Raw genomic sequence first — 19,136 nt, 5'->3', positions numbered from 1 at the left:
AAGACTGCCGAGACTTAATTGTTTTGGCGGTCTTTTTTTTGGACATATATTATTTTTAAAGTATGTATACAAATGATGAATAAATTTTGGCGATATAATGAAGGATACAGCTCCCATAATTGGTAAAGATACTAGATAGATTCATCGTAAAATCATGATTTTTCCAAATTTGCCCTTGAATATTAGTAGCGTTTTCTTTACAATCGTAAATAGTGTAAAAAAGCGTGCAAACGCATGAATATCATCTAAAGGAGAGATTCACATGGGAAAACTGTATGTATTTGATCACCCGTTAATTCAACATAAGATTACATATATTCGCGATAAGAATACAGGTACGAAAGATTTTCGTGAATTAGTGGACGAAGTAGCAAGCTTAATGGCTTTCGAAATTACTCGCGACCTTCCACTTAAGGACATTGAAATTGAAACACCTGTAAGCAAAGCGACAACAAAAGTGATCGCTGGTAAAAAACTTGGTTTAATTCCGATTTTACGTGCAGGTTTAGGAATGGTTGATGGAATTCTGAAATTAATTCCAGCAGCAAAAGTAGGACACGTTGGTTTATACCGTGATCCTAAAACATTGCAACCGGTAGAATACTATGTGAAACTTCCAACGGATGTAGAAGAGCGTGACTTTATCGTACTAGATCCGATGCTAGCAACAGGTGGTTCTGCGGCTGAAGCAATTAACTCTCTGAAAAAGCGCGGTGCGAAACAAATTAAATTAATGTGTATCGTTGCAGCTCCAGAAGGGGTAAAAGTAGTACAAGAAGAACATCCTGATGTTGATATTTATGTAGCAGCATTAGATGAGAAATTAAATGACCACGGATATGTAGTACCAGGTCTTGGTGATGCTGGTGACCGTTTATTCGGAACGAAGTAAGACAACTGACGAGCAGGGGAGATTCCCCAGCTCGTCTTTTTTGCTGTAAGCAAGTAGGGAAGGGGGAGAGGATAAATATACATCGTATATACAACATAAGTTGCATACACCTCACATATAATATAGAAGTCTTACGTCTGAGGAACACTATATTATGGAAGAAAAGCGTTATATCTCGAAAATATAATAGTGACAAACTTGTGAACATTTCCTTCTATTATAAAGAGAAAACTGTTAGAAATTGCATATATGTAACCAGTATTTAGAAGGGGAACGTTTTCATTTTTGGGAGGAAATGCCTAATACTCAAATTTTTAGATTTTTTACGATTTCTCGTTGACACTGTTAGTACCCTATTGTATGCTAACAACGGGGATAGATGGTAGGGCTTTCAGTGACAAAATTACATCTATTCCGTGACGAAAATGTAAACTTTTTGTTTTGTATAGGATTTATGCAAAAAAATGAGTTATTATTAACACATCGTGAATGAGGGTTACATATTGGAGGGATGAATCCTTGCAAAAAAACGATCGCAGCCATATAAAAGCTTATGCTTTAATGTCAGGTATTCTTGCTCAATTAGTCGGTTCTATTCTTGTTGGAATCTTTGGTGGGCAGTGGATTGATAATAAGGTTGGAACGTTTCCGTTGTTTCTTATTATAGGGTTATTACTCGGACTAGGAACAGGGGTATACGCAATGATTCGACTCATTCGACATTACTATTCGGGAGAGCAATGATGATAGACGTACATGGACTTGTCCAAAGACAAAAGAAATATATGTACTACTTGCTTGCGCTTCTAGTGCTAGGATGGGGATTTACCTCTTACAAGGATGTATTTCTTGGACTGATTATCGGGACGATTTTCAGTTTTCTTAGTTTGCGCATCATTGCACGTAGAACAGACAAGCTGCTAGATCGCGTAACAAATGGAGAAAACGTGAAGTTCAAGGCAACAGCGGTAAGTACATATTCAAGATTCGCCACGATTGGGTTATTAATTTTATTTGCAGCCAAATATCAAGAGTTAATCGCGATGTGGGGCCTAGGTGTAGGATTGCTGACAGGATACCTTGTCATGATCATAGATTTTCTTTATTTAGAGTATAAGAGCAGGGAAGAGAGGTGAATTACTAGTGGAACACGGTAAATTAGTTGAATTTCTAGGTTTAACGTTCGATTTGTCATCAGTTATGATGGTTACTGTAGCAGCAGTTATTGTTTTCTTAATCGCTGTTATCGGAACTCGCAGCTTAGCTCTTCGCCCAACCGGGATGCAAAACTTCATGGAATGGGTGTTTGACTTCGTGAAAGGGATTATCAATAGTACGATGGACTGGAAAACAGGTGGACGTTTCTTAACGCTTGGCGTTACGCTTATCATGTTTATCATCGTATCGAACTTCCTTGGTTTACCATTCATGTATTCAGCAACTGAAGCTGGCGAACATATTGCATGGTGGAGATCACCAACGTCTGATCCAGCAGTTACATTAACATTAGCCGTGATGGTAGTTACCCTCACCCATTATTATGGAATTAAGATGAAGGGTACGAAAGAGTACGTAAAAGGTTATTTCCAACCTATGAAATTCTTATTCCCATTAAAGGTTATTGAGGAGTTTGCTAACACATTAACGTTAGGTCTTCGTTTATTTGGTAACATTTATGCAGGTGAGATCTTATTAGGATTACTTGCTAAGTTGGGCGGAGCATCAGTCCTTGGGGCATTAGGTGCGCTTGTACCAATGTTAGCATGGATGGGATTCAGTGTATTCGTTGGATCAATCCAAGCATTTATTTTCGTTATGTTAACGATGGTTTATATGGCTCATAAAGTAAGCCATGACCATTAATATAATTTAAGTAAGAAAAAATTTATTTTTTTATAATACAAAGGAGGACAAATTAAATGAGTTTAGGTGTAATCGCAGCTGCAATTGCAATTGGTTTATCAGCATTAGGTGCAGGTATTGGTAACGGTCTTATCGTATCACGTACAATCGAAGGTGTTGCTCGTCAACCAGAATTAAAAGGCGCACTTCAAACAATTATGTTCATCGGGGTTGCTTTAGTTGAGGCACTTCCAATCATCGGTGTAGTTATTGCATTCATCGTAATGAACAAATAAGGGAGACTCCCCTTACATAGATGGCGAAGAGTGTTTTTCCGAACTTTCTTCGCCATTGCTTTATGAATGAAACGTATGTCTTTTTTTTTCATATGATCAATTTAGATATTTTGAAGGGAGTGAATCCTTGTGCCAACTTTATTATTAGGTGCTGCCATTCCATTTGGAACGATTGCTTATACATTGTTCATTTTCTTACTTCTATTAGTAATGCTACGCAAATTTGCGTGGGGTCCTTTAATGGGAATTATGAAAGAACGTGAAGAGCATGTTACTAATGAAATCGACGCTGCAGAAAGAAGTAATGCTGAGGCGAAGAAGTTAGTAGAAGAACAACGTGAAATGTTAAAACAATCACGTGTTGAAGCACAAGAGTTAATCGAAAGAGCGAAAAAGCAAGCTGTAGATCAAAAAGATGTTATTGTTGCTGCTGCGAAAGAAGAAGCAGAATCAATTAAAGCATCTGCTGTACAAGAAATTCAACGCGAAAAAGAGCAAGCAATTGCTGCTTTACAAGAACAAGTTGCTTCTTTATCTGTTCAAATTGCTTCTAAAGTAATTGAAAAAGAATTAAAAGAAGAAGATCAAGTGAAGTTAATTCGCGATTATATTAAAGAAGTAGGAGAAGCGCGATGAGCAATGGGATTGTAGCAAAACGTTATGCTGTCGCTCTTTTTAAAATTGCTAAAGAAAAACACGTATTAGAAATGTTTGAAGAGGAATTACGCCTTGTACAAAACGTTTATGTAAAGAACGGAGAACTACATAGCTTTTTAACGCAACCGAACATTTCAAAAGAGCAGAAGAAAACGTTTCTTGCAAACGTATTCGGATCTGTTTCTGAATCTATTTTAAATACGTTATATATTTTAATTGATAACAAACGCATTGATATCTTACCTGAAATTGCAGATGAATATGTTGTTCTTGCTAATGAAGAACGTAACGTAGCGGATGCAACTGTATATTCTACTCGTCTTCTATCAGAAGAAGAGAAGCTTAACATTGCTGAAGCATTTGCAAAGAGAACGGGCAAAGATGCAATTCGCGTGAAAAATGTTGTAGATGAAGATTTACTAGGCGGCATTAAAGTACGTATTGGAAATCGCATTTATGACGGAAGTTTACAAGGAAAATTAGCACGTATTCAGCGTGAATTAATGAAGAATAGATAGGGGTGAAGCACATGAGCATCAGAGCTGAAGAAATTAGCGCACTGATAAAGCAACAAATCGAGAACTATCAGTCTGAAATCGAAGTTAGTGATGTTGGTACAGTTATCCAAGTTGGTGACGGTATCGCGCGTGCTCATGGTCTTGATAACGTTATGGCTGGTGAACTTGTAGAGTTCTCTAACGGCGTTATGGGACTAGCACAAAACTTAGAGGAAAACAACGTAGGTATTATCATTTTAGGACCTTACACAGAAATCCGTGAAGGTGACGAAGTTCGTCGTACTGGTCGCATCATGCAAGTACCAGTAGGAAAAGAACTAATTGGTCGTGTTGTAAACCCATTAGGTCAACCAGTTGATGGTTTAGGCCCAATCAATACAACAAACACTCGTCCAATCGAAAGTCCAGCACCAGGTGTAATGGATCGTAAATCTGTTCATGAGCCACTTCAAACAGGTATTAAAGCGATCGATGCCCTTGTACCAATTGGTCGTGGTCAACGTGAGTTAATCATCGGTGACCGTCAAACTGGTAAAACAGCAGTTGCACTTGATACAATCATTAACCAAAAAGATGAAGACATGATTTGTATCTACGTAGCAATTGGACAAAAAGAATCAACTGTACGTAACGTAGTAGAAACACTACGTAAGCACGGTGCATTAGAGTACACAATCGTTGTAACTGCATCTGCTTCTCAACCAGCTCCATTATTATACCTAGCTCCTTACGCTGGTGTAACAATGGGTGAAGAGTTCATGTACAATGGTAAACACGTATTAGTAGTATATGATGACTTATCAAAACAAGCAGCGGCTTACCGTGAGCTGTCATTACTATTACGTCGTCCTCCAGGTCGTGAAGCTTACCCAGGGGATGTATTCTACTTACATTCTCGCTTATTAGAGCGTGCAGCAAAATTAAGTGATGCAAAAGGCGGCGGTTCTTTAACTGCACTACCTTTCATCGAAACACAAGCAGGGGACGTATCAGCATACATCCCAACAAACGTAATTTCTATTACGGATGGACAAATCTTCTTACAATCTGACCTATTCTTCTCTGGCGTACGTCCAGCGATCGATGCGGGTACTTCTGTATCTCGTGTAGGTGGATCTGCTCAGATTAAAGCAATGAGTAAAGTATCAGGTACACTTCGTCTTGACCTTGCATCTTACCGTGAGTTAGAAGCGTTCGCTCAGTTCGGTTCTGACCTTGATAAAGCAACTCAAGCGAAATTAAACCGTGGTGCTCGTACTGTTGAGGTATTAAAACAAGGATTACACAAACCGTTACGTGTAGAGAAACAAGTTATCATTCTTTACGCTTTAACACGTGGATTCCTAGATGATATCCCAGTAGTAGATATCACTCGTTTTGAAGAAGAATTCCATGCTTGGTTAGATTCTAATGCGACTGACTTATTAGAAGAAATCCGCACAACTAAGAAACTTGCGGATGACGACAAATTTGCAGCAGCAATCAATGGATTTAAAAAAGTATTCGTAGCTTCTGAATAATAATAAAAAGTGAAGCCGACTGTTCAGCCCCATCGGCTAAGGTTCTTTCTCACAGAAGGTGCTTTTTACCTTCTTGTGGGGAAGGTTCTTAGACGAAAGGGGCTAGGAGGCGGAACTAGATTAATAAAGGCGGAAGCGGCTCGTTCTGAATGTGAGGGGGATGGAGCTTCTGACGAAGAGGCGGTGTTTGCCTCGTAGGAAGAAGTGAAGCCACCGAACATTCAAGCCGCTGGAGCTAGATAGTATATATAAAAGGCATCTCGGGCTCTGAGATTGCTAAAGGTCATGTAAAGGAAAAGAGTAGGTGCACCTATTCTTTTCCTTCAATCATGAGCAAGAATATCTTGCAACGTAGATTAGGAAGAGGATTCTTACTAATCGTGCCAACTTCCGGAAAAAAGGTGGTGAAAACCTGTGGCATCTTTACGCGATATAAAAGCGAAGATTAACTCGACAAAGAAAACGAGTCAAATTACGAAAGCGATGGAGATGGTATCTGCATCTAAGTTAAACCGTGCAGAGCAAAATGCTAAATCTTTCGTTCCGTATATGGAAAAGATTCAAGAAGTAGTAGCGAGCATTGCACAAGGAAGCAAAGGGATTAATCATCCAATGCTAAATGCGCGTCCTGTAAAGCGTACAGGATACATCGTTATTACATCTGATCGCGGACTAGCAGGTGGTTATAACAGTAACGTATTACGTACAGTAAGTAACGTAATTCGTGAACGTCATAATATGGATTCAAACCAATATTCTATTATTGTGCTTGGACGACTAGGACGTGATTATTTAAAACGTCGCGGCTTTAACATCATTGATGAAGTAGTTGGATTATCTGACCACCCATCATTTACTGACATTAAAGACCTTGCTTCTCGAGCAATTGCGATGTTCGCAGATGGTGCTTATGATGAGCTGTATATTTACTACAACCATTACGTAAGTAAAATTTCACAAGAAGTAACGGAAAATAAAATTTTACCGCTTACTGATGTGGCGTCTGATAAACCAACGACAGCTTATGAATTCGAACCTTCTGAAGAAGAAATTTTAAAAGTACTATTGCCACAATACGCAGAAAGCTTAGTGTACGGTGCATTACTAGATGGTAAAGCAAGTGAACACGCAGCGCGTATGACAGCAATGAAGAGTGCTACAGACAACGCAATGGAAGTTATCGATTCACTTACACTTTCATTCAACCGTGCGCGTCAGGCAGCGATTACGCAAGAAATTACGGAAATCGTTGGTGGAGCAGCAGCGTTAGAATAGTAATAAAAAGTGGAAGCGGCTCGTCCAGAACAGGAGGGCATTGGAGCTCCTGACGAAGAGGCGTAGTTTGCCTCACAGGAAGGCGCGAAATGACCGACTGTTCTAGCCGCTGGAACTAGATTCAATAAAAAGTGGAAGCGGCTCTGTCAAAAGAGTCGCGTAAGCTATAAACCAATAAAAAATTAAAAGCTAGCTGCTCGTAGAAAGTTGGCTAATTAAAAGAAAGCTAGGAGGGAACCCGATGAATAAAGGGCGCGTTACGCAAATCATGGGTCCGGTTGTAGACGTTAAGTTTGATGGCGGAAAGCTACCAGAAATCTACAACGCCCTTACGGTAAAACAAAGCAACGAAAACGGAAGTATTAACTTAACATTTGAAGTTGCACTTCATTTAGGTGATGATACAGTTCGTACAGTTGCGATGTCTTCCACAGATGGACTTGTTCGTGGCACAGAAGTAGAAGATACTGGTAAACCAATCTCTGTACCAGTTGGTGATGTAACACTTGGTCGCGTATTTAACGTATTAGGTGATGCAATTGACTTAGATGGTGAGGTTCCTGCAGATGTACATCGTGATCCAATTCACCGTCAAGCACCTGCATTCGAAGAATTATCTACTAAAGTAGAAATTCTTGAAACTGGTATTAAAGTAGTAGACTTACTTGCTCCTTACATTAAGGGTGGTAAGATCGGCCTATTCGGTGGTGCCGGCGTAGGTAAAACAGTATTAATTCAGGAATTAATTAACAACATCGCACAAGAGCACGGTGGTATCTCTGTATTCGCTGGTGTAGGTGAGCGTACTCGTGAGGGTAATGACTTATACCACGAAATGAGCGATTCTGGCGTAATCAAGAAAACTGCGATGGTATTCGGACAAATGAACGAGCCACCTGGAGCACGTCAACGTGTTGCATTAACAGGTTTAACAATGGCTGAGCATTTCCGTGATGAGCAAGGACAAGACGTACTTCTGTTCATCGATAACATCTTCCGTTTCACGCAAGCGGGTTCTGAAGTATCTGCCCTTCTTGGTCGTATGCCATCTGCGGTAGGTTACCAACCAACACTTGCAACAGAAATGGGTCAATTACAAGAGCGTATTACATCTACAAATAAAGGGTCTATCACGTCTATCCAAGCGGTATATGTACCAGCCGATGACTATACTGACCCAGCACCAGCTACAACGTTCGCTCACTTAGATGCAACAACAAACTTAGAGCGTCGTTTAACGCAAATGGGTATTTATCCAGCCGTAGATCCATTAGCATCTACATCTCGTGCACTTTCTCCAGAAATCGTAGGAGAAGAGCATTATGAAGTAGCTCGTCAAGTACAGCAAACTTTACAACGTTATAAAGAGCTTCAAGATATCATCGCTATCTTAGGTATGGATGAGTTATCTGAAGAAGATAAGTTAGTTGTACATCGTGCTCGTCGTATTCAATTCTTCTTATCTCAAAACTTCCACGTAGCTGAGCAGTTTACAGGTCAAAAAGGTTCTTACGTACCTGTAAAAAATACAGTTAGTGGTTTCAAAGAAATTCTAGAAGGAAAATATGATGACCTTCCAGAAGATGCATTCCGCTTAGTAGGTGGCATTGAAGAAGTTATTGAAAACGCGAAGAAAATGATGGCGTAAGGCCTTAGGAGGGACGAAGTATGAAGACATTTCCAGTCAGTATTGTAACTCCTGATGGACCGGTTTACGAAAAAGAAGTAGAAATGGTAAGTGTAAAAGCAGAGAGTGGGGAAATGGGGATCTTACCAGGTCACATTCCAACTGTTGCACCATTAAAAATTAGTGCAGTTCGTCTGAAAAATGGTGGACACACTGATTATGTAGCAGTAAGCGGTGGCTTTATCGAAGTTCGTCCAGATAAAGTGACTGTATTATCATCATCTGCTGAAGAAGCAAACCATATCGATATCCATCGCGCAAATGAAGCGAAGCGTCGCGCTGAGCAACGTCTGCAAGATAAACAAGCACATGTTGACTTTAAACGTGCAGAAATGGCATTACAACGTGCCGTGAACCGTTTAAACGTTTCCGATATGAAGTAAAAAAATCCGTAAGGGCTTTGCCTTTACGGATTTTTTTTTTTGTTTGTTTTATGGATAATTTTACAAAACTGGTATAATTATATTGATGCTTGTATAAGTAGAAGTGTACAACAATTTATATTTCATAAAGGGGATGAATCAATGATTGGTGAAATGAAGCGAGAAGCATTGTACTCTTTAAAGGGAAAATGGGGACTAGGTGTTGGATCAACAATTTTATATTTTATTTTAAGTTATGTCGTTTCGATGGCTGCAATGCTTATACTATTAATTCCAGGAATTATTATATTTCTCTCAGTTGCAAGCTTAACTGGATCATTTGAAGAGGAAACGATGTCAATTGGAGCAGGTATTACCTTTGGGATTTTTTATTTCATTATGATAATTTTGAGTAACGCATCGTATGGGATTACGTCATATGGTTATACAAATGTATTTTTACAGATTAGTAAACGAGAAGATGCTAAAGTAGATTACTTATTTGAAGGATTTCGTGGCTTTAAAAGAATGATGAAAACAATGTGGGCAATGCTTGCTATTTTGTTATATACAGGTACATGGATTCCGATGCTGTTAATAGGCTTATTTGCATTGTTAGGTGAAGAAGGGAATACGTCATTTGCAATAGCTTTCTTCGTACTATTAGCAATTTCAATTGTTGGTATGATTGTGATGTATTTTTCTTATGCACTGACGTATTATGTGATGATTGAAAATCCAGAATATAGTGTTTCGCAGGCGATGAAGGAAAGTAAGAATCTTATGAAGGGTCATAAGTTAGATTTGTTTCTTTTATGGCTGAGCTTCATAGGATGGGCTATTTTAGCGCTTTTTACTTTTGGAATAGGATTTCTTTGGCTTAGTCCGTATATGAGTACGACGACAGCACACTTTTATCGCTATATTTCAAAAGGTGAATTTCAATAGGAACATGCTATACTAATAGAATTATTGTGTATAGGAGGCGAGGCTACGCATGATTAGTGATTTAAAAGGAGAAGCACTAGATTCATTAGAGGGAAAATGGGGATTAGCTGTTGGAGCTACACTACTCATTTCAATTCTTATCACGGCTTTTAGTTTTAGTGTTGATTGGGGATTTTCTTTAATTTTCGGTTGGCAAAAAACAAATGGTTCACTTTCAACGAATATTCTTACATTTTTTGTTACTGGACCGTTAACTTTAGGTGGATATTATCTTGGTTTAAATATCCTTCGTGAAAAGCAAGCTAGTATTGGTAATGTATTCGTTTGGTTTTCAGAGGGAAAGAGATTTCTAAAATCATTTTTATTATATTTATTAGTAAATCTTTATCTTTTCTTATGGATGTTATTGTTCATTATTCCAGGTATTATTAAATCATTTTCTTATGCGATGACATACTTTATTATAAACGATCATCCTGAGTATTCACTGAACCAGGCTATTACAGAAAGTCGTCGTATGATGGATGGACATAAGATGGAGTATTTCATTTTATGTTTAAGTTTTATTGGCTGGTTTATATTAAGTTGTATTACATTAGGGATTGGATTCTTATGGTTAATTCCATATTTCTATACAACATCTGCAGCTTTTTACGAAGAGATCGCAGAAGAATATTATGAGAAAAATATTTAGCACTAAAAAACCCCCGGTATGAATTATTTGTTCATACTGGGGGTTTTTTGTAGAAACTTTATAAACTCATTACTAGTAAGTGGTTTACTGAAATAGTAACCTTGCATATATTTACAGTTATGTTTTTGCAGAAACTTAAGTTGTTTTTCGGTTTCAATTCCTTCGGCAACGACTGAAAGATTTAAAGTATTTGCGAGGGAAAGTATTGTAGAAACGATGGCTCGTTCTTCAGGACGATGATCAGCTAATTGTGTAAATTCTCTCGGTACTTTTAATGTATCGATTGGAAAAATTGATAAATAAGCAAGAGAAGAATACCCAGTACCGAAGTCATCAATGGAAGTTTGGATACCGTACTCTTTTAATTGCTTCAGTCTTAATAACGTTTCTTTCTCGTCAATCATTGCAATTCTTTCTGTTAACTCAAGGGTTACATATTTTGGATCGACTTGCACGTCGTTTAATATTTGTGAAATGCTTTCGATTAATTGATCTTGCCGGAACTCTTTTGCGGATAGATTAACACTTATTTTTAAATTTTGGTAGCCAAAGGTATGCCATATTTTTAATTGGAGACAAGCTTCTTGTAATACCCAATGTCCAAGTGGGACTACTTGTGGCGTCTCTTCTACAATTGGAATAAACTCACATGGTGAAATGTCACCTAATAGTGGGTGTTTCCAACGTATTAAAGCTTCAGCACCGATAATTTTATTTGTTGTCGTATCAATTTGTGGTTGATAAACGAGATAAAATTCTTTGTTTACTAAAGCGATTGGCAAATCTTTTTCGATTCGAGCTTTTCGTTCCATTTTTTTATATAGTTCTTTCGTGTAAAGAGAGCTACCGTTTTTTCCTTTATTCTTTGCTTCGTACATGGCCATATCAGCATGCTGCAAAATGGATAGCGGATCTTCACCTGCTTCAGGATATATTGCAATTCCGATGCTCGGTGAGATTTGTAAATGTTGATTTTCGATTTCAAATGGCTCATTCATGGCCCCCACAATCCTATCAGCTATTTTTTGGACATCTGGCTTTTTTTTGTAATTCTCGATAAGGATTGTGAACTCATCCCCAGCTAGCCGTGCGAGTTTCATATTTGATGTTGCTATTTTTTCGAGCCTTTTTGCTACTGCGATGAGTAATAGGTCTCCTACTCGATGACCGAGGGTATCATTAATAACTTTAAAACGGTCTAGGTCGAGAAACATAACAGCAAAAGGCTTTTTCGATATTTTTGCTCGTGCAATTGCTTGTTCTAAATGTTGATGAAATGCACGACGATTTGCAAGCTCTGTTAAAGTATCATGGTATGCTAGGAAGTTGATTTGTTCTTGTTGTTGTTTGCTTTCCGTAATATCTTTAATCATTAAATAAACCCCAGAAATTTTCTCCTTTAAAAAGATCGGTACGGCGGTAACGTGCAAGTAGTAAATATCTCTGTTTTTATGGTATGCCCGTATTTCTAAAGAGATAGAATATCCCTTTTTCACACGATGAAAGGCGTTAATCATTTCTTCTAAATCTTCTTCGTATATGAGTGAGTAGTAAGGCTGGTTTAATAATTCATTCGTTTGATAACCGAGTAAAGTAGTACCAGCGTTATTTACTTTGAGAAAATTGCCGTACAAATCTAATGTGAAGATTGGATCTGGATGATGCTCGTATAAAGATTTAAACATTTGTTGATTATGATAAAGTTCATTTTTCTGTTCTACTAAATCTTCTGTACGTAGTTTAATTTGTTTCTCGAGTTCTGAGTTGAATTGCATTTGAGCTAGCAATAATATTTTATTTTGTTTTCGAACTAAACTATGACGTATGAGAACGAAAGAGAAAGTTATTATAAGTCCGATTACTATAATAGGCGCAAAAACGTATTCAACTAATATAAAAACAATAAGCATTACTACCGAAATATACGGTAATGATAATCGGATTGATTCACCAATTTTAGGTGTTAGTAGTACTTGTTCTTGTTTTTCAGGCTCTTTTGTATGGAGAATACAGGCGATTGCTACTAGTGCTAAGGTTACTTGATAGAAAGGAGTAACTGTAAACATAGAATACTCTGGTATGAAGTATTTTATATAAGCATAAATCGCATCTGTAGTAGCATATAAAATTAAAGCACTGCCAAGAAGTGCACCGACCTTTTTAGGTAATAAGGATAGTGGTTTAAATAAAAGGTTGATTCCTATTAAGAGAAAGAGTAAATCAGCCATTGGATAGGTAAGTTGAACAAATATGTCGATATAGGATGTTGTAAAGATGTGAATAGTTCGTTCAATAAGTAAGTAGTAACTTAAAGTAAATTGGGCTGTAACGATAATACAAATATCACATAGCATAAAAAGTTTTTCTAATAAATCTCGGTTGTAAATGATTTCGTATAGAAAGGCAAACGTAAAGCTAACTAAAAAAAGTAAGTAAAAAAAGTCAGATGGATCAACGAACGTATAGAAGTCTTTTACAATTAAACGCTGATAGGCAACGACTATATCACCGATAAAATAAGAGAGAGCTCCAACAGATAATATGATCCAAAATAAACGAGATAGCCCTTCTTTCATGTTTGAAAAATAAAGTATATAACTACAAGCGATAATATCAATTAATAGGGTACTCGTTCCGATTAATAGCTGAAAAGGAAATGAGTATTCATACAGAAAAGGCATCGCTACATAGTGAAGCGTTATAGACAGCAATACAATGCTTATAAGAATACTTACATGTGTTTGTTTTTTCATTTATATCACCTACGGTTTCTTGAAAAGCATATATAAGTTTTATATTTATTTTGCACAATTATAGCAAGTTGTAAAGATAGATTTTAATAATTCTTGTTTCTGTCTCCCAACATATCGACATAGGAATTTGAAGTTTGCTATAATGATTATAATAGTTGCATTATTTAGAAAAATTTAAAAATAATAATTACTGCAACTAGGACATATTGTTTACTATGTGAACTTGTTCTTAATTTAGGGGGGAGGGTTTCACAATGGCAAGTGTATATGAAAATAGTTATATGATCGTTTTGATTTTCTTGCTATTAGGTATATTGCTGCCGGTAGTGGCTCTTACATTAGGCAGGATGCTGCGCCCAAATAAACCAAGTGCAGCAAAGGCGACGACGTATGAGAGTGGAATTGAGCCTTTTCATGATGCAAACATTCGGTTTCATGCTCGTTATTATATTTTCGCTTTATTGTTTGTGATCTTTGATGTAGAAACTTTATTTTTATATCCTTGGGCTGTTGCGTATGACAAGCTAGGTTTATTTGCATTAATTGAAATGCTCATCTTTGTTGTAATGTTGCTAGTTGGATTAGCGTATGCTTGGAAAAAGAAGGTGTTACAATGGTTATAAATTTTGAGGAATTACATCCAAATGAACGAGCAGAATTAGAACGAAATATCTTTTTTTCTACATTGGAACAGTTGAAAGGATGGGCGAGGAGCAATTCTTTATGGCCGATGACATTCGGACTGGCGTGCTGTGCAATTGAAATGATGGGAGTAGGCTCATCACATTATGATTTAGATCGATTTGGGTCATTTTTTCGGACTTCACCAAGGCAATCGGACGTCATGATTGTATCGGGAACGGTAACGAAGAAGATGGCTCCTATTGTTCGGCGCTTATATGATCAAATGCCCGAACCGAAATGGGTTATTGCGATGGGATCTTGTGCGACAGCAGGTGGTCCGTATGTAAATTCATATGCTGTTGTAAAAGGTGTAGACCAAATTGTACCAGTTGATGTGTATATTCCTGGTTGTCCCCCAAATCCAGCTGCTTTAATTTATGGAATTAATAAATTAAAAGAAAAAATTCGTTACGAAGCAAAGACCGGGAAGCAGGTGACGAATAAATGAGTAATCCAAATAAAGATTTAGAGGAGTTGAAAAAAGAAGCAGCTAGGCGTGCAAAAGAAGAGGCGAGAAAACGCCTTGTAGCGAAACACGAGGCGGAAATAAGTAAGCTTGAGGAAGAAGGTCAAGAAAAAGAGAAAGCGCTACCAAAAAATAATGATATTACTATAGAAGAAGCAAAACGACGTGCAGCAGCAGCTGCCAAAGCAAAAGCGGCGGCGTTAGCGAAGCAGAAAAGAGAAGGAACAGAAGAAGTAACGGAAGAAGAAAAAGCGAAAGGCAAGGCGAAGGCGGTGGCAGCGGCCAAGGCAAAAGCGGCAGCGTTAGCGAAGCAGAAAAGAGAAGGAACAGAAGAAGTAACGGAAGAAGAAAAAGCGAAAGGCAAGGCGAAGGCAGCAGCGGCTGCCAAAGCAAAAGCGGCGGCGTTAGCGAAGCAGAAAAGAGAAGGAACAGAAGAAGTAACGGAAGAAGAAAAAGCGAAGGCGAAGGCAGCGGCAGCGGCCAAGGCAAAAGCGGCAGCATTGGCGAAGCAGAAAGCCTCGCAAGGTGATGGGGATTCGGGAGATGAAAAGGCAAAGGCAATTGCAGCGGCAAAAGCAAAAGCAGCAGCGGCTGCAAGAGCGAAGACAAAGGGGGCTGAAGGTAAGAAAGAGGATGAGCCGAAGCAGGAAGAACTGTCCGTAAATCAGCCGTATTTAAATCAGTATGTTGAGGCTATTAGGGAGAAGTTAGGAGAGGGTGCATTAGTAGATTCCTATATTAATAAACTGTCAAAGGATGTGCCAACTCTTGTGGTGGATCCCGAAAAATATTATGAAGTGATGGAGTTACTGCGATTCCATGAGGGACTTGCTTTTGATTATATGTCAGAGCTACATGCGACGGATTTTGTGACACATATGGAAGTGTATGTTCATTTGTTTTCATATGGTAAGAAACAATCGGTAGCGGTGAAGGTAAAGCTAGACCGGGAAGCGCCGCAAGTCGAATCTGTGACAGCGCTTTGGAAAGGGGCTGACTGGCCGGAGAGAGAAGCGTACGATTTGCTCGGTATTGTATTTAAAGGGCATCCGAATTTAACGCGTATTTTAATGCCAGATGATTGGGTAGGATATCCGCTTAGAAAAGACTATGAACCGTATGATGTGGAGGTGTAGCTATGATCCGCACGGAAGAGATGCTTTTGAATGTAGGACCTCAGCATCCGAGTACACATGGTGTGTTCAGGCTCGTAATTAAGATTGACGGGGAAATTATTAAAGAAGCTACACCGGTTATTGGGTATTTGCATCGCGGGACGGAAAAGATTGCTGAGAGCTTACAGTATACGCAAATTATCCCTTATACAGATCGAATGGACTATTTATCAGCCATGACGAATAATTACGTCATTTGCCATGCTGTAGAGACGATGATGGGGCTTGAAATTCCGGAGCGTGCCGAATACTTGCGAGTACTTGCGATGGAGCTAGGAAGAATTGCGAGCCATCTCGTTTGGTGGGGGACGAATCTTCTTGATATAGGAGCGGTCAGCCCGTTTCTGTACGCGTTTCGTGAACGAGAGATGATTATAAATTTATTAAATGAATTATGCGGGGCACGGCTTACTTTTAACTATATGAGAGTTGGTGGTGTGAAGTGGGATGCGCCAGATGGTTGGATTGAAAAGGTGGAAGAGTTTGTTCCGTATATGAGAGAGCAACTGGCAGGTTATCATGATCTTGTTAGCGGTAATGAGATTTTCTTAAATCGTGTGAAAGGCGTTGGTATATATAGCGCGGAAGAAGCGATTTCGTATTCTTTAAGCGGAGCAAATTTGCGGTGCACTGGAGTAAACTGGGATCTCCGCAAAGATGAGCCGTATTCGATTTATGATCGTTTTGATTTTGATATTCCTGTTAGAAGCGTGGGAGATGCTTGGGATCGCTACGTTTGCCGAATGCAAGAAATCGAGGAGTCTTTAAAGATTGTTGAGCAAGCGGTTCAGCAGTTCCCGAAAGATGGAGCTGTGCTGGCAAAAGTACCGAAAATTATTAAGGCACCTAAGGGAGAAGCGTTTGTACGTATCGAATCGCCGCGCGGAGAGATTGGTTGTTATATCGCTAGTGACGGAAAGAAAGAGCCGTACCGTTTGAAGTTTCGTAGGCCATCTTTTTATAACTTGCAAATTTTACCGAAGTTATTAAAAGGTGAAAACATCGCTAATTTAATTACGATTTTAGGTGGAGTTGATATTGTACTTGGGGAGGTTGATGGCTAATGATTGAGACGCTCTTACAATCACCTTCAAGCTGGACGAATTTCTTCATTTTTTTCGGATTAGCGGTACTTCTACTATTTGCAGTCCTTGGCTTCGTTACATATGGAATTTTGGCAGAACGGAAAGTGATGGGGTTTATGCAAGGGCGGATTGGACCAAACCAGGTTGGAGGCCGATTCGGTTTACTGCAAACGGTAGCTGATGTTTTAAAACTATTATTGAAAGAAGATAGTATTCCGAAAGCAGCAGATAAACCGCTGTTTATATTAGCGCCTGTCATTGCATTTGCACCAGCATTTATGGTGCTTGCAGTTATCCCGTTCACTGATAAATTTCAATTTGCAGATATTGGAGTCGGGTTACTTTATTATATTGCTGTTTCCGGTATTACGACGATAGGTGTTGTAACTGGGGGATGGGCATCGAATAATAAATATTCCCTTTTAGGAGGGATGCGTGCGGCGGCGCAAATGATTTCTTATGAGATTCCGCTCGTAATGAGTGTAATTGGTATCGTTTTGTTAGCTGGTAGCCTGAATTTAAATGAGATTGTAGCGGCGCAGGAGAAGGTTTGGTACATTTTCGTACAGCCAATTGGCTTCGTCGTTTTCTTAATCGCAGCAGTTGCAGAGTTAAATAGGACGCCGTTCGATTTGCCAGAAGCGGAGTCAGAACTTGTTTCTGGATATCATACGGAATACTCAGGGTTTCGCTGGGCGTTTTTCATGCTTTCAGAGTACGTATATTTCTTCGGGATGGCATGGTTAATTACAGTGCTCTTTTTAGGAGGATGGAATCCAGTCATGTTTCTTGGATTTATCCCAGGTGCCGTATGGTTTGCTTTGAAATTTAGCAGTGTAGTCTTTCTATTAATTTGGTTCCGCGTTACGTTTCCGCGTATAAGAGGTGACCAGTTAATGGAATTTGGATGGAAAGTATTATTGCCGATTGCACTTGCAAATATTTTCTTAACGGCATTGATTAAGGAGTTATTCTTCTAATCTATGAGGGGGGTGCCAGTAAGAGATGAAAGGACTATTTAAAGGGTTAAAATATACATTAAGTAATTTGAGTAAGAAGAAGGTAACGTATGATTATCCAAATCAACCGTTGCCGTTGCCAGACCGTTTTCGGGGGATTCAAAAATTTTATCCGGAGAAATGTATTGTTTGTAATCAATGCTCTAACATTTGTCCGACAGACTGTATTCAGTTAACAGGAAAGAAACATCCGGATCCTACGAAAAAAGGGAAAATTATCGACACGTACGATATTAATTTTGAAATTTGTATTCTTTGTGACTTATGTACAGAAGTTTGTCCGACAGAGGCAATTGTCATGACAAATAACTTTGAACTCGCGGAATATTCACGTGATGATTTATTTAAAAATTTGCAGTGGCTTGACGAAAACGACGAAAACGTCAGGAAGGAGAATAAGGCATGAATGGCGAGTTTGTAGCATTCTTTATACTATCCTTGTCTGCAATTATCGGCGGTGTTCTTATGTTGAACTTAACGAAAGTTATGCACATGATGCTAGCTCTCGTTCTAACATTCCTCAGCATTGCAGGTTTGTATTTTCTTTTATCAGCCGAATTTATAGGCGTTGCACAAATTTTACTTTACTCTGGTGCAATCACAATTATTATGATTTTCGGCATTATGTTAACGAAACATAACGCGGAAAATGAATCGCGTCTTACTCTTCGAAAATGGATTATCTTCTTTGCAGTTGTAGCATTTGGAGCAGTTATGTATTTCGCTGTTAATAATGTTGATTTTGCAAATGAAAGCACACAAGGAAGTTTACCTCTCCATGAAAACAACACACTTCAAATCGGTACGCTTCTCTATTCAAAATATATTATCCCATTTGAACTAACTTCAGTTATTTTACTTGTAGCACTCGTTGGCGCGATTATACTTGCGAAAAAGGACGAGAAAGAGGAGGAATCCAATGAGTAGCGTTCCAGCTTCTGCATATTTAACACTTGCGATTATTTTGTTTTGCATCGGTCTATTTGGAGCTTTAACAAAGCGGAATACAGTAATCGTATTAGTTTGTATCGAATTAATGCTGAATGCTGCCAATTTAAACTTAGTGGCGTTTAGTAAATTAGGCTTATTTCCGAATTTAACAGGTCAAATTTTCTCACTGTTTACGATGGCTGTAGCGGCAGCGGAAGCGGCGGTAGGGCTCGCTATTTTAATTGCTTTATATCGTAATCGTACGACAGTTCAGGTGGATGAAATGGATACGCTCAAAGGATAGCATTGTGACCGAAAAAGGGGGAAGGAAAC

At 38.6% G+C, this 19,136-nt stretch carries 23 protein-coding genes; 22 read left to right on the top strand and 1 reads right to left on the bottom strand.

The features are described from left to right. The first annotated feature begins 262 nt into the window (after positions 1–262). The 14 genes from upp (at position 263) to F3I02_RS33275 (ending at position 10,691) form a co-directional block, all read left to right on the top strand. Positions 263–892, top strand: a complete 630-nt coding sequence (gene upp / locus F3I02_RS33340) for a uracil phosphoribosyltransferase (protein WP_000517539.1) — start codon at positions 263–265, stop codon at positions 890–892. Positions 893–1,271: 379 nt separating this feature from the next. Beyond that, positions 1,272–1,385: a DUF4024 domain-containing protein gene (locus tag F3I02_RS33335; RefSeq protein WP_000232962.1), complete on the top strand. Its 114-nt coding sequence runs from the start codon at positions 1,272–1,274 to the stop codon at positions 1,383–1,385. Positions 1,386–1,411: 26 nt separating this feature from the next. Continuing rightward, a complete protein-coding gene (locus F3I02_RS33330; protein ID WP_001171223.1) occupies positions 1,412–1,636 on the top strand; it encodes an AtpZ/AtpI family protein in 225 nt (74 codons plus the stop codon). After that, positions 1,636–2,028: an ATP synthase subunit I gene (locus F3I02_RS33325; protein ID WP_000567600.1), complete on the top strand. Its 393-nt coding sequence runs from the start codon at positions 1,636–1,638 to the stop codon at positions 2,026–2,028. Before F3I02_RS33330 ends, F3I02_RS33325 begins: the two co-directional genes overlap by 1 nt. Before the next feature lie 7 nt (positions 2,029–2,035). After that, a complete protein-coding gene (gene atpB / locus F3I02_RS33320; protein ID WP_000399871.1) occupies positions 2,036–2,755 on the top strand; it encodes a F0F1 ATP synthase subunit A in 720 nt (239 codons plus the stop codon). Between the two features lie 56 nt (positions 2,756–2,811). Continuing rightward, entirely contained in the window at positions 2,812–3,030 is a 219-nt protein-coding gene (atpE, locus tag F3I02_RS33315; protein WP_000052064.1) for a F0F1 ATP synthase subunit C, read from the top strand. A gap of 129 nt (positions 3,031–3,159) precedes the next feature. Continuing rightward, positions 3,160–3,666: a F0F1 ATP synthase subunit B gene (gene atpF, locus F3I02_RS33310; protein ID WP_001142618.1), complete on the top strand. Its 507-nt coding sequence runs from the start codon at positions 3,160–3,162 to the stop codon at positions 3,664–3,666. Further along, positions 3,663–4,205 (top strand): F0F1 ATP synthase subunit delta, encoded by a 543-nt coding sequence (gene atpH, locus F3I02_RS33305; protein WP_000064683.1) that lies wholly within the window; start codon positions 3,663–3,665, stop codon positions 4,203–4,205. Before atpF ends, atpH begins: the two co-directional genes overlap by 4 nt. An 11-nt stretch (positions 4,206–4,216) precedes the next feature. Beyond that, complete coding sequence (gene atpA, locus F3I02_RS33300; protein ID WP_000027518.1) at positions 4,217–5,725, top strand: F0F1 ATP synthase subunit alpha; 1,509 nt, start codon at positions 4,217–4,219, stop codon at positions 5,723–5,725. A 414-nt stretch (positions 5,726–6,139) separates the two neighbouring features. After that, positions 6,140–7,000: a F0F1 ATP synthase subunit gamma gene (gene atpG / locus F3I02_RS33295; protein WP_000157696.1), complete on the top strand. Its 861-nt coding sequence runs from the start codon at positions 6,140–6,142 to the stop codon at positions 6,998–7,000. A 241-nt stretch (positions 7,001–7,241) separates the two neighbouring features. Next, positions 7,242–8,648 carry a F0F1 ATP synthase subunit beta gene (atpD, locus tag F3I02_RS33290; protein ID WP_001032593.1) on the top strand — a complete coding sequence of 469 codons (1,407 nt, stop codon included), beginning with the start codon at positions 7,242–7,244 and terminating at the stop codon, positions 8,646–8,648. A 20-nt stretch (positions 8,649–8,668) separates the two neighbouring features. Continuing rightward, on the top strand, positions 8,669–9,070 hold the full coding sequence (atpC, locus tag F3I02_RS33285; RefSeq protein WP_000847211.1) for a F0F1 ATP synthase subunit epsilon: 402 nt from the start codon (positions 8,669–8,671) through the stop codon (positions 9,068–9,070). Positions 9,071–9,211: 141 nt separating this feature from the next. Next, positions 9,212–9,997 (top strand): DUF975 family protein, encoded by a 786-nt coding sequence (locus tag F3I02_RS33280; protein WP_000578832.1) that lies wholly within the window; start codon positions 9,212–9,214, stop codon positions 9,995–9,997. 49 nt (positions 9,998–10,046) lie between these two features. Next, positions 10,047–10,691 carry a DUF975 family protein gene (locus tag F3I02_RS33275; RefSeq protein ID WP_046946594.1) on the top strand — a complete coding sequence of 215 codons (645 nt, stop codon included), beginning with the start codon at positions 10,047–10,049 and terminating at the stop codon, positions 10,689–10,691. Positions 10,692–10,714: 23 nt separating this feature from the next. On the opposite strand, the gene F3I02_RS33270 is transcribed toward F3I02_RS33275, so the two are convergent. After that, the gene (locus tag F3I02_RS33270; protein ID WP_163050862.1) at positions 10,715–13,444 is read right to left on the bottom strand and encodes an EAL domain-containing protein; all 2,730 of its coding nucleotides are present in this window, start codon (positions 13,442–13,444) and stop codon (positions 10,715–10,717) included. A 254-nt stretch (positions 13,445–13,698) separates the two neighbouring features. On the opposite strand from F3I02_RS33270, the gene nuoA reads away from it, so the two are divergent. From nuoA to nuoK, 8 genes are read left to right on the top strand one after another with little or no spacing between them, the layout of a single operon-like run. Then, on the top strand, positions 13,699–14,067 hold the full coding sequence (gene nuoA / locus F3I02_RS33265; RefSeq protein ID WP_000179273.1) for an NADH-quinone oxidoreductase subunit NuoA: 369 nt from the start codon (positions 13,699–13,701) through the stop codon (positions 14,065–14,067). Continuing rightward, a complete protein-coding gene (gene nuoB, locus F3I02_RS33260; protein WP_000236331.1) occupies positions 14,058–14,576 on the top strand; it encodes an NADH-quinone oxidoreductase subunit NuoB in 519 nt (172 codons plus the stop codon). Before nuoA ends, nuoB begins: the two co-directional genes overlap by 10 nt. Next, a complete protein-coding gene (locus F3I02_RS33255) occupies positions 14,573–15,730 on the top strand; it encodes an NADH-quinone oxidoreductase subunit C (protein ID WP_196478846.1) in 1,158 nt (385 codons plus the stop codon). Before nuoB ends, F3I02_RS33255 begins: the two co-directional genes overlap by 4 nt. 2 nt (positions 15,731–15,732) lie before the next feature. Further along, entirely contained in the window at positions 15,733–16,833 is a 1,101-nt protein-coding gene (gene nuoD, locus F3I02_RS33250) for an NADH-quinone oxidoreductase subunit NuoD (protein ID WP_074593520.1), read from the top strand. Then, positions 16,833–17,834, top strand: coding sequence for an NADH-quinone oxidoreductase subunit NuoH (gene nuoH, locus F3I02_RS33245; RefSeq protein WP_196478845.1), 1,002 nt, complete (start codon positions 16,833–16,835; stop codon positions 17,832–17,834). The genes nuoD and nuoH overlap by 1 nt, the downstream gene beginning before the upstream one ends. Positions 17,835–17,859: 25 nt before the next feature. Then, entirely contained in the window at positions 17,860–18,279 is a 420-nt protein-coding gene (gene nuoI / locus F3I02_RS33240) for an NADH-quinone oxidoreductase subunit NuoI (RefSeq protein WP_000677191.1), read from the top strand. After that, on the top strand, positions 18,276–18,800 hold the full coding sequence (locus tag F3I02_RS33235; RefSeq protein ID WP_001012813.1) for an NADH-quinone oxidoreductase subunit J: 525 nt from the start codon (positions 18,276–18,278) through the stop codon (positions 18,798–18,800). Before nuoI ends, F3I02_RS33235 begins: the two co-directional genes overlap by 4 nt. Further along, positions 18,793–19,107, top strand: coding sequence for an NADH-quinone oxidoreductase subunit NuoK (gene nuoK / locus F3I02_RS33230; RefSeq protein WP_000100079.1), 315 nt, complete (start codon positions 18,793–18,795; stop codon positions 19,105–19,107). Before F3I02_RS33235 ends, nuoK begins: the two co-directional genes overlap by 8 nt. The last annotated feature ends 29 nt before the right edge of the window (positions 19,108–19,136 follow it).

This window comes from Bacillus sp. SRB3LM (assembly GCF_015712745.1).
GTDB classification, from domain to species: domain Bacteria; phylum Bacillota; class Bacilli; order Bacillales; family Bacillaceae_G; genus Bacillus_A; species Bacillus_A thuringiensis_K.
Note: the sequence above shows the minus strand (reverse complement) of the source record. Positions and strands in the feature narration are given on the sequence as shown.

What these genes read in the sequence shown, in the direction of transcription:
- upp (WP_000517539.1), top strand. Translation starts at nt 263, where the DNA reads ATGGGAAAACTGTATGTATTTGATCACCCGTTAATTCAACATAAGATT.
- F3I02_RS33335 (WP_000232962.1), top strand. Translation starts at nt 1,272, where the DNA reads ATGGTAGGGCTTTCAGTGACAAAATTACATCTATTCCGTGACGAAAAT.
- F3I02_RS33325 (WP_000567600.1), top strand. Translation starts at nt 1,636, where the DNA reads ATGATAGACGTACATGGACTTGTCCAAAGACAAAAGAAATATATGTAC.
- atpE (WP_000052064.1), top strand. Translation starts at nt 2,812, where the DNA reads ATGAGTTTAGGTGTAATCGCAGCTGCAATTGCAATTGGTTTATCAGCA.
- atpH (WP_000064683.1), top strand. Translation starts at nt 3,663, where the DNA reads ATGAGCAATGGGATTGTAGCAAAACGTTATGCTGTCGCTCTTTTTAAA.
- atpA (WP_000027518.1), top strand. Translation starts at nt 4,217, where the DNA reads ATGAGCATCAGAGCTGAAGAAATTAGCGCACTGATAAAGCAACAAATC.
- atpD (WP_001032593.1), top strand. Translation starts at nt 7,242, where the DNA reads ATGAATAAAGGGCGCGTTACGCAAATCATGGGTCCGGTTGTAGACGTT.
- atpC (WP_000847211.1), top strand. Translation starts at nt 8,669, where the DNA reads ATGAAGACATTTCCAGTCAGTATTGTAACTCCTGATGGACCGGTTTAC.
- F3I02_RS33280 (WP_000578832.1), top strand. Translation starts at nt 9,212, where the DNA reads ATGATTGGTGAAATGAAGCGAGAAGCATTGTACTCTTTAAAGGGAAAA.
- F3I02_RS33275 (WP_046946594.1), top strand. Translation starts at nt 10,047, where the DNA reads ATGATTAGTGATTTAAAAGGAGAAGCACTAGATTCATTAGAGGGAAAA.
- F3I02_RS33270 (WP_163050862.1), bottom strand. Translation starts at nt 13,444, where the DNA reads ATGAAAAAACAAACACATGTAAGTATTCTTATAAGCATTGTATTGCTG.
- nuoA (WP_000179273.1), top strand. Translation starts at nt 13,699, where the DNA reads ATGGCAAGTGTATATGAAAATAGTTATATGATCGTTTTGATTTTCTTG.
- nuoB (WP_000236331.1), top strand. Translation starts at nt 14,058, where the DNA reads ATGGTTATAAATTTTGAGGAATTACATCCAAATGAACGAGCAGAATTA.
- F3I02_RS33255 (WP_196478846.1), top strand. Translation starts at nt 14,573, where the DNA reads ATGAGTAATCCAAATAAAGATTTAGAGGAGTTGAAAAAAGAAGCAGCT.
- nuoD (WP_074593520.1), top strand. Translation starts at nt 15,733, where the DNA reads ATGATCCGCACGGAAGAGATGCTTTTGAATGTAGGACCTCAGCATCCG.
- nuoH (WP_196478845.1), top strand. Translation starts at nt 16,833, where the DNA reads ATGATTGAGACGCTCTTACAATCACCTTCAAGCTGGACGAATTTCTTC.
- nuoI (WP_000677191.1), top strand. Translation starts at nt 17,860, where the DNA reads ATGAAAGGACTATTTAAAGGGTTAAAATATACATTAAGTAATTTGAGT.
- F3I02_RS33235 (WP_001012813.1), top strand. Translation starts at nt 18,276, where the DNA reads ATGAATGGCGAGTTTGTAGCATTCTTTATACTATCCTTGTCTGCAATT.
- nuoK (WP_000100079.1), top strand. Translation starts at nt 18,793, where the DNA reads ATGAGTAGCGTTCCAGCTTCTGCATATTTAACACTTGCGATTATTTTG.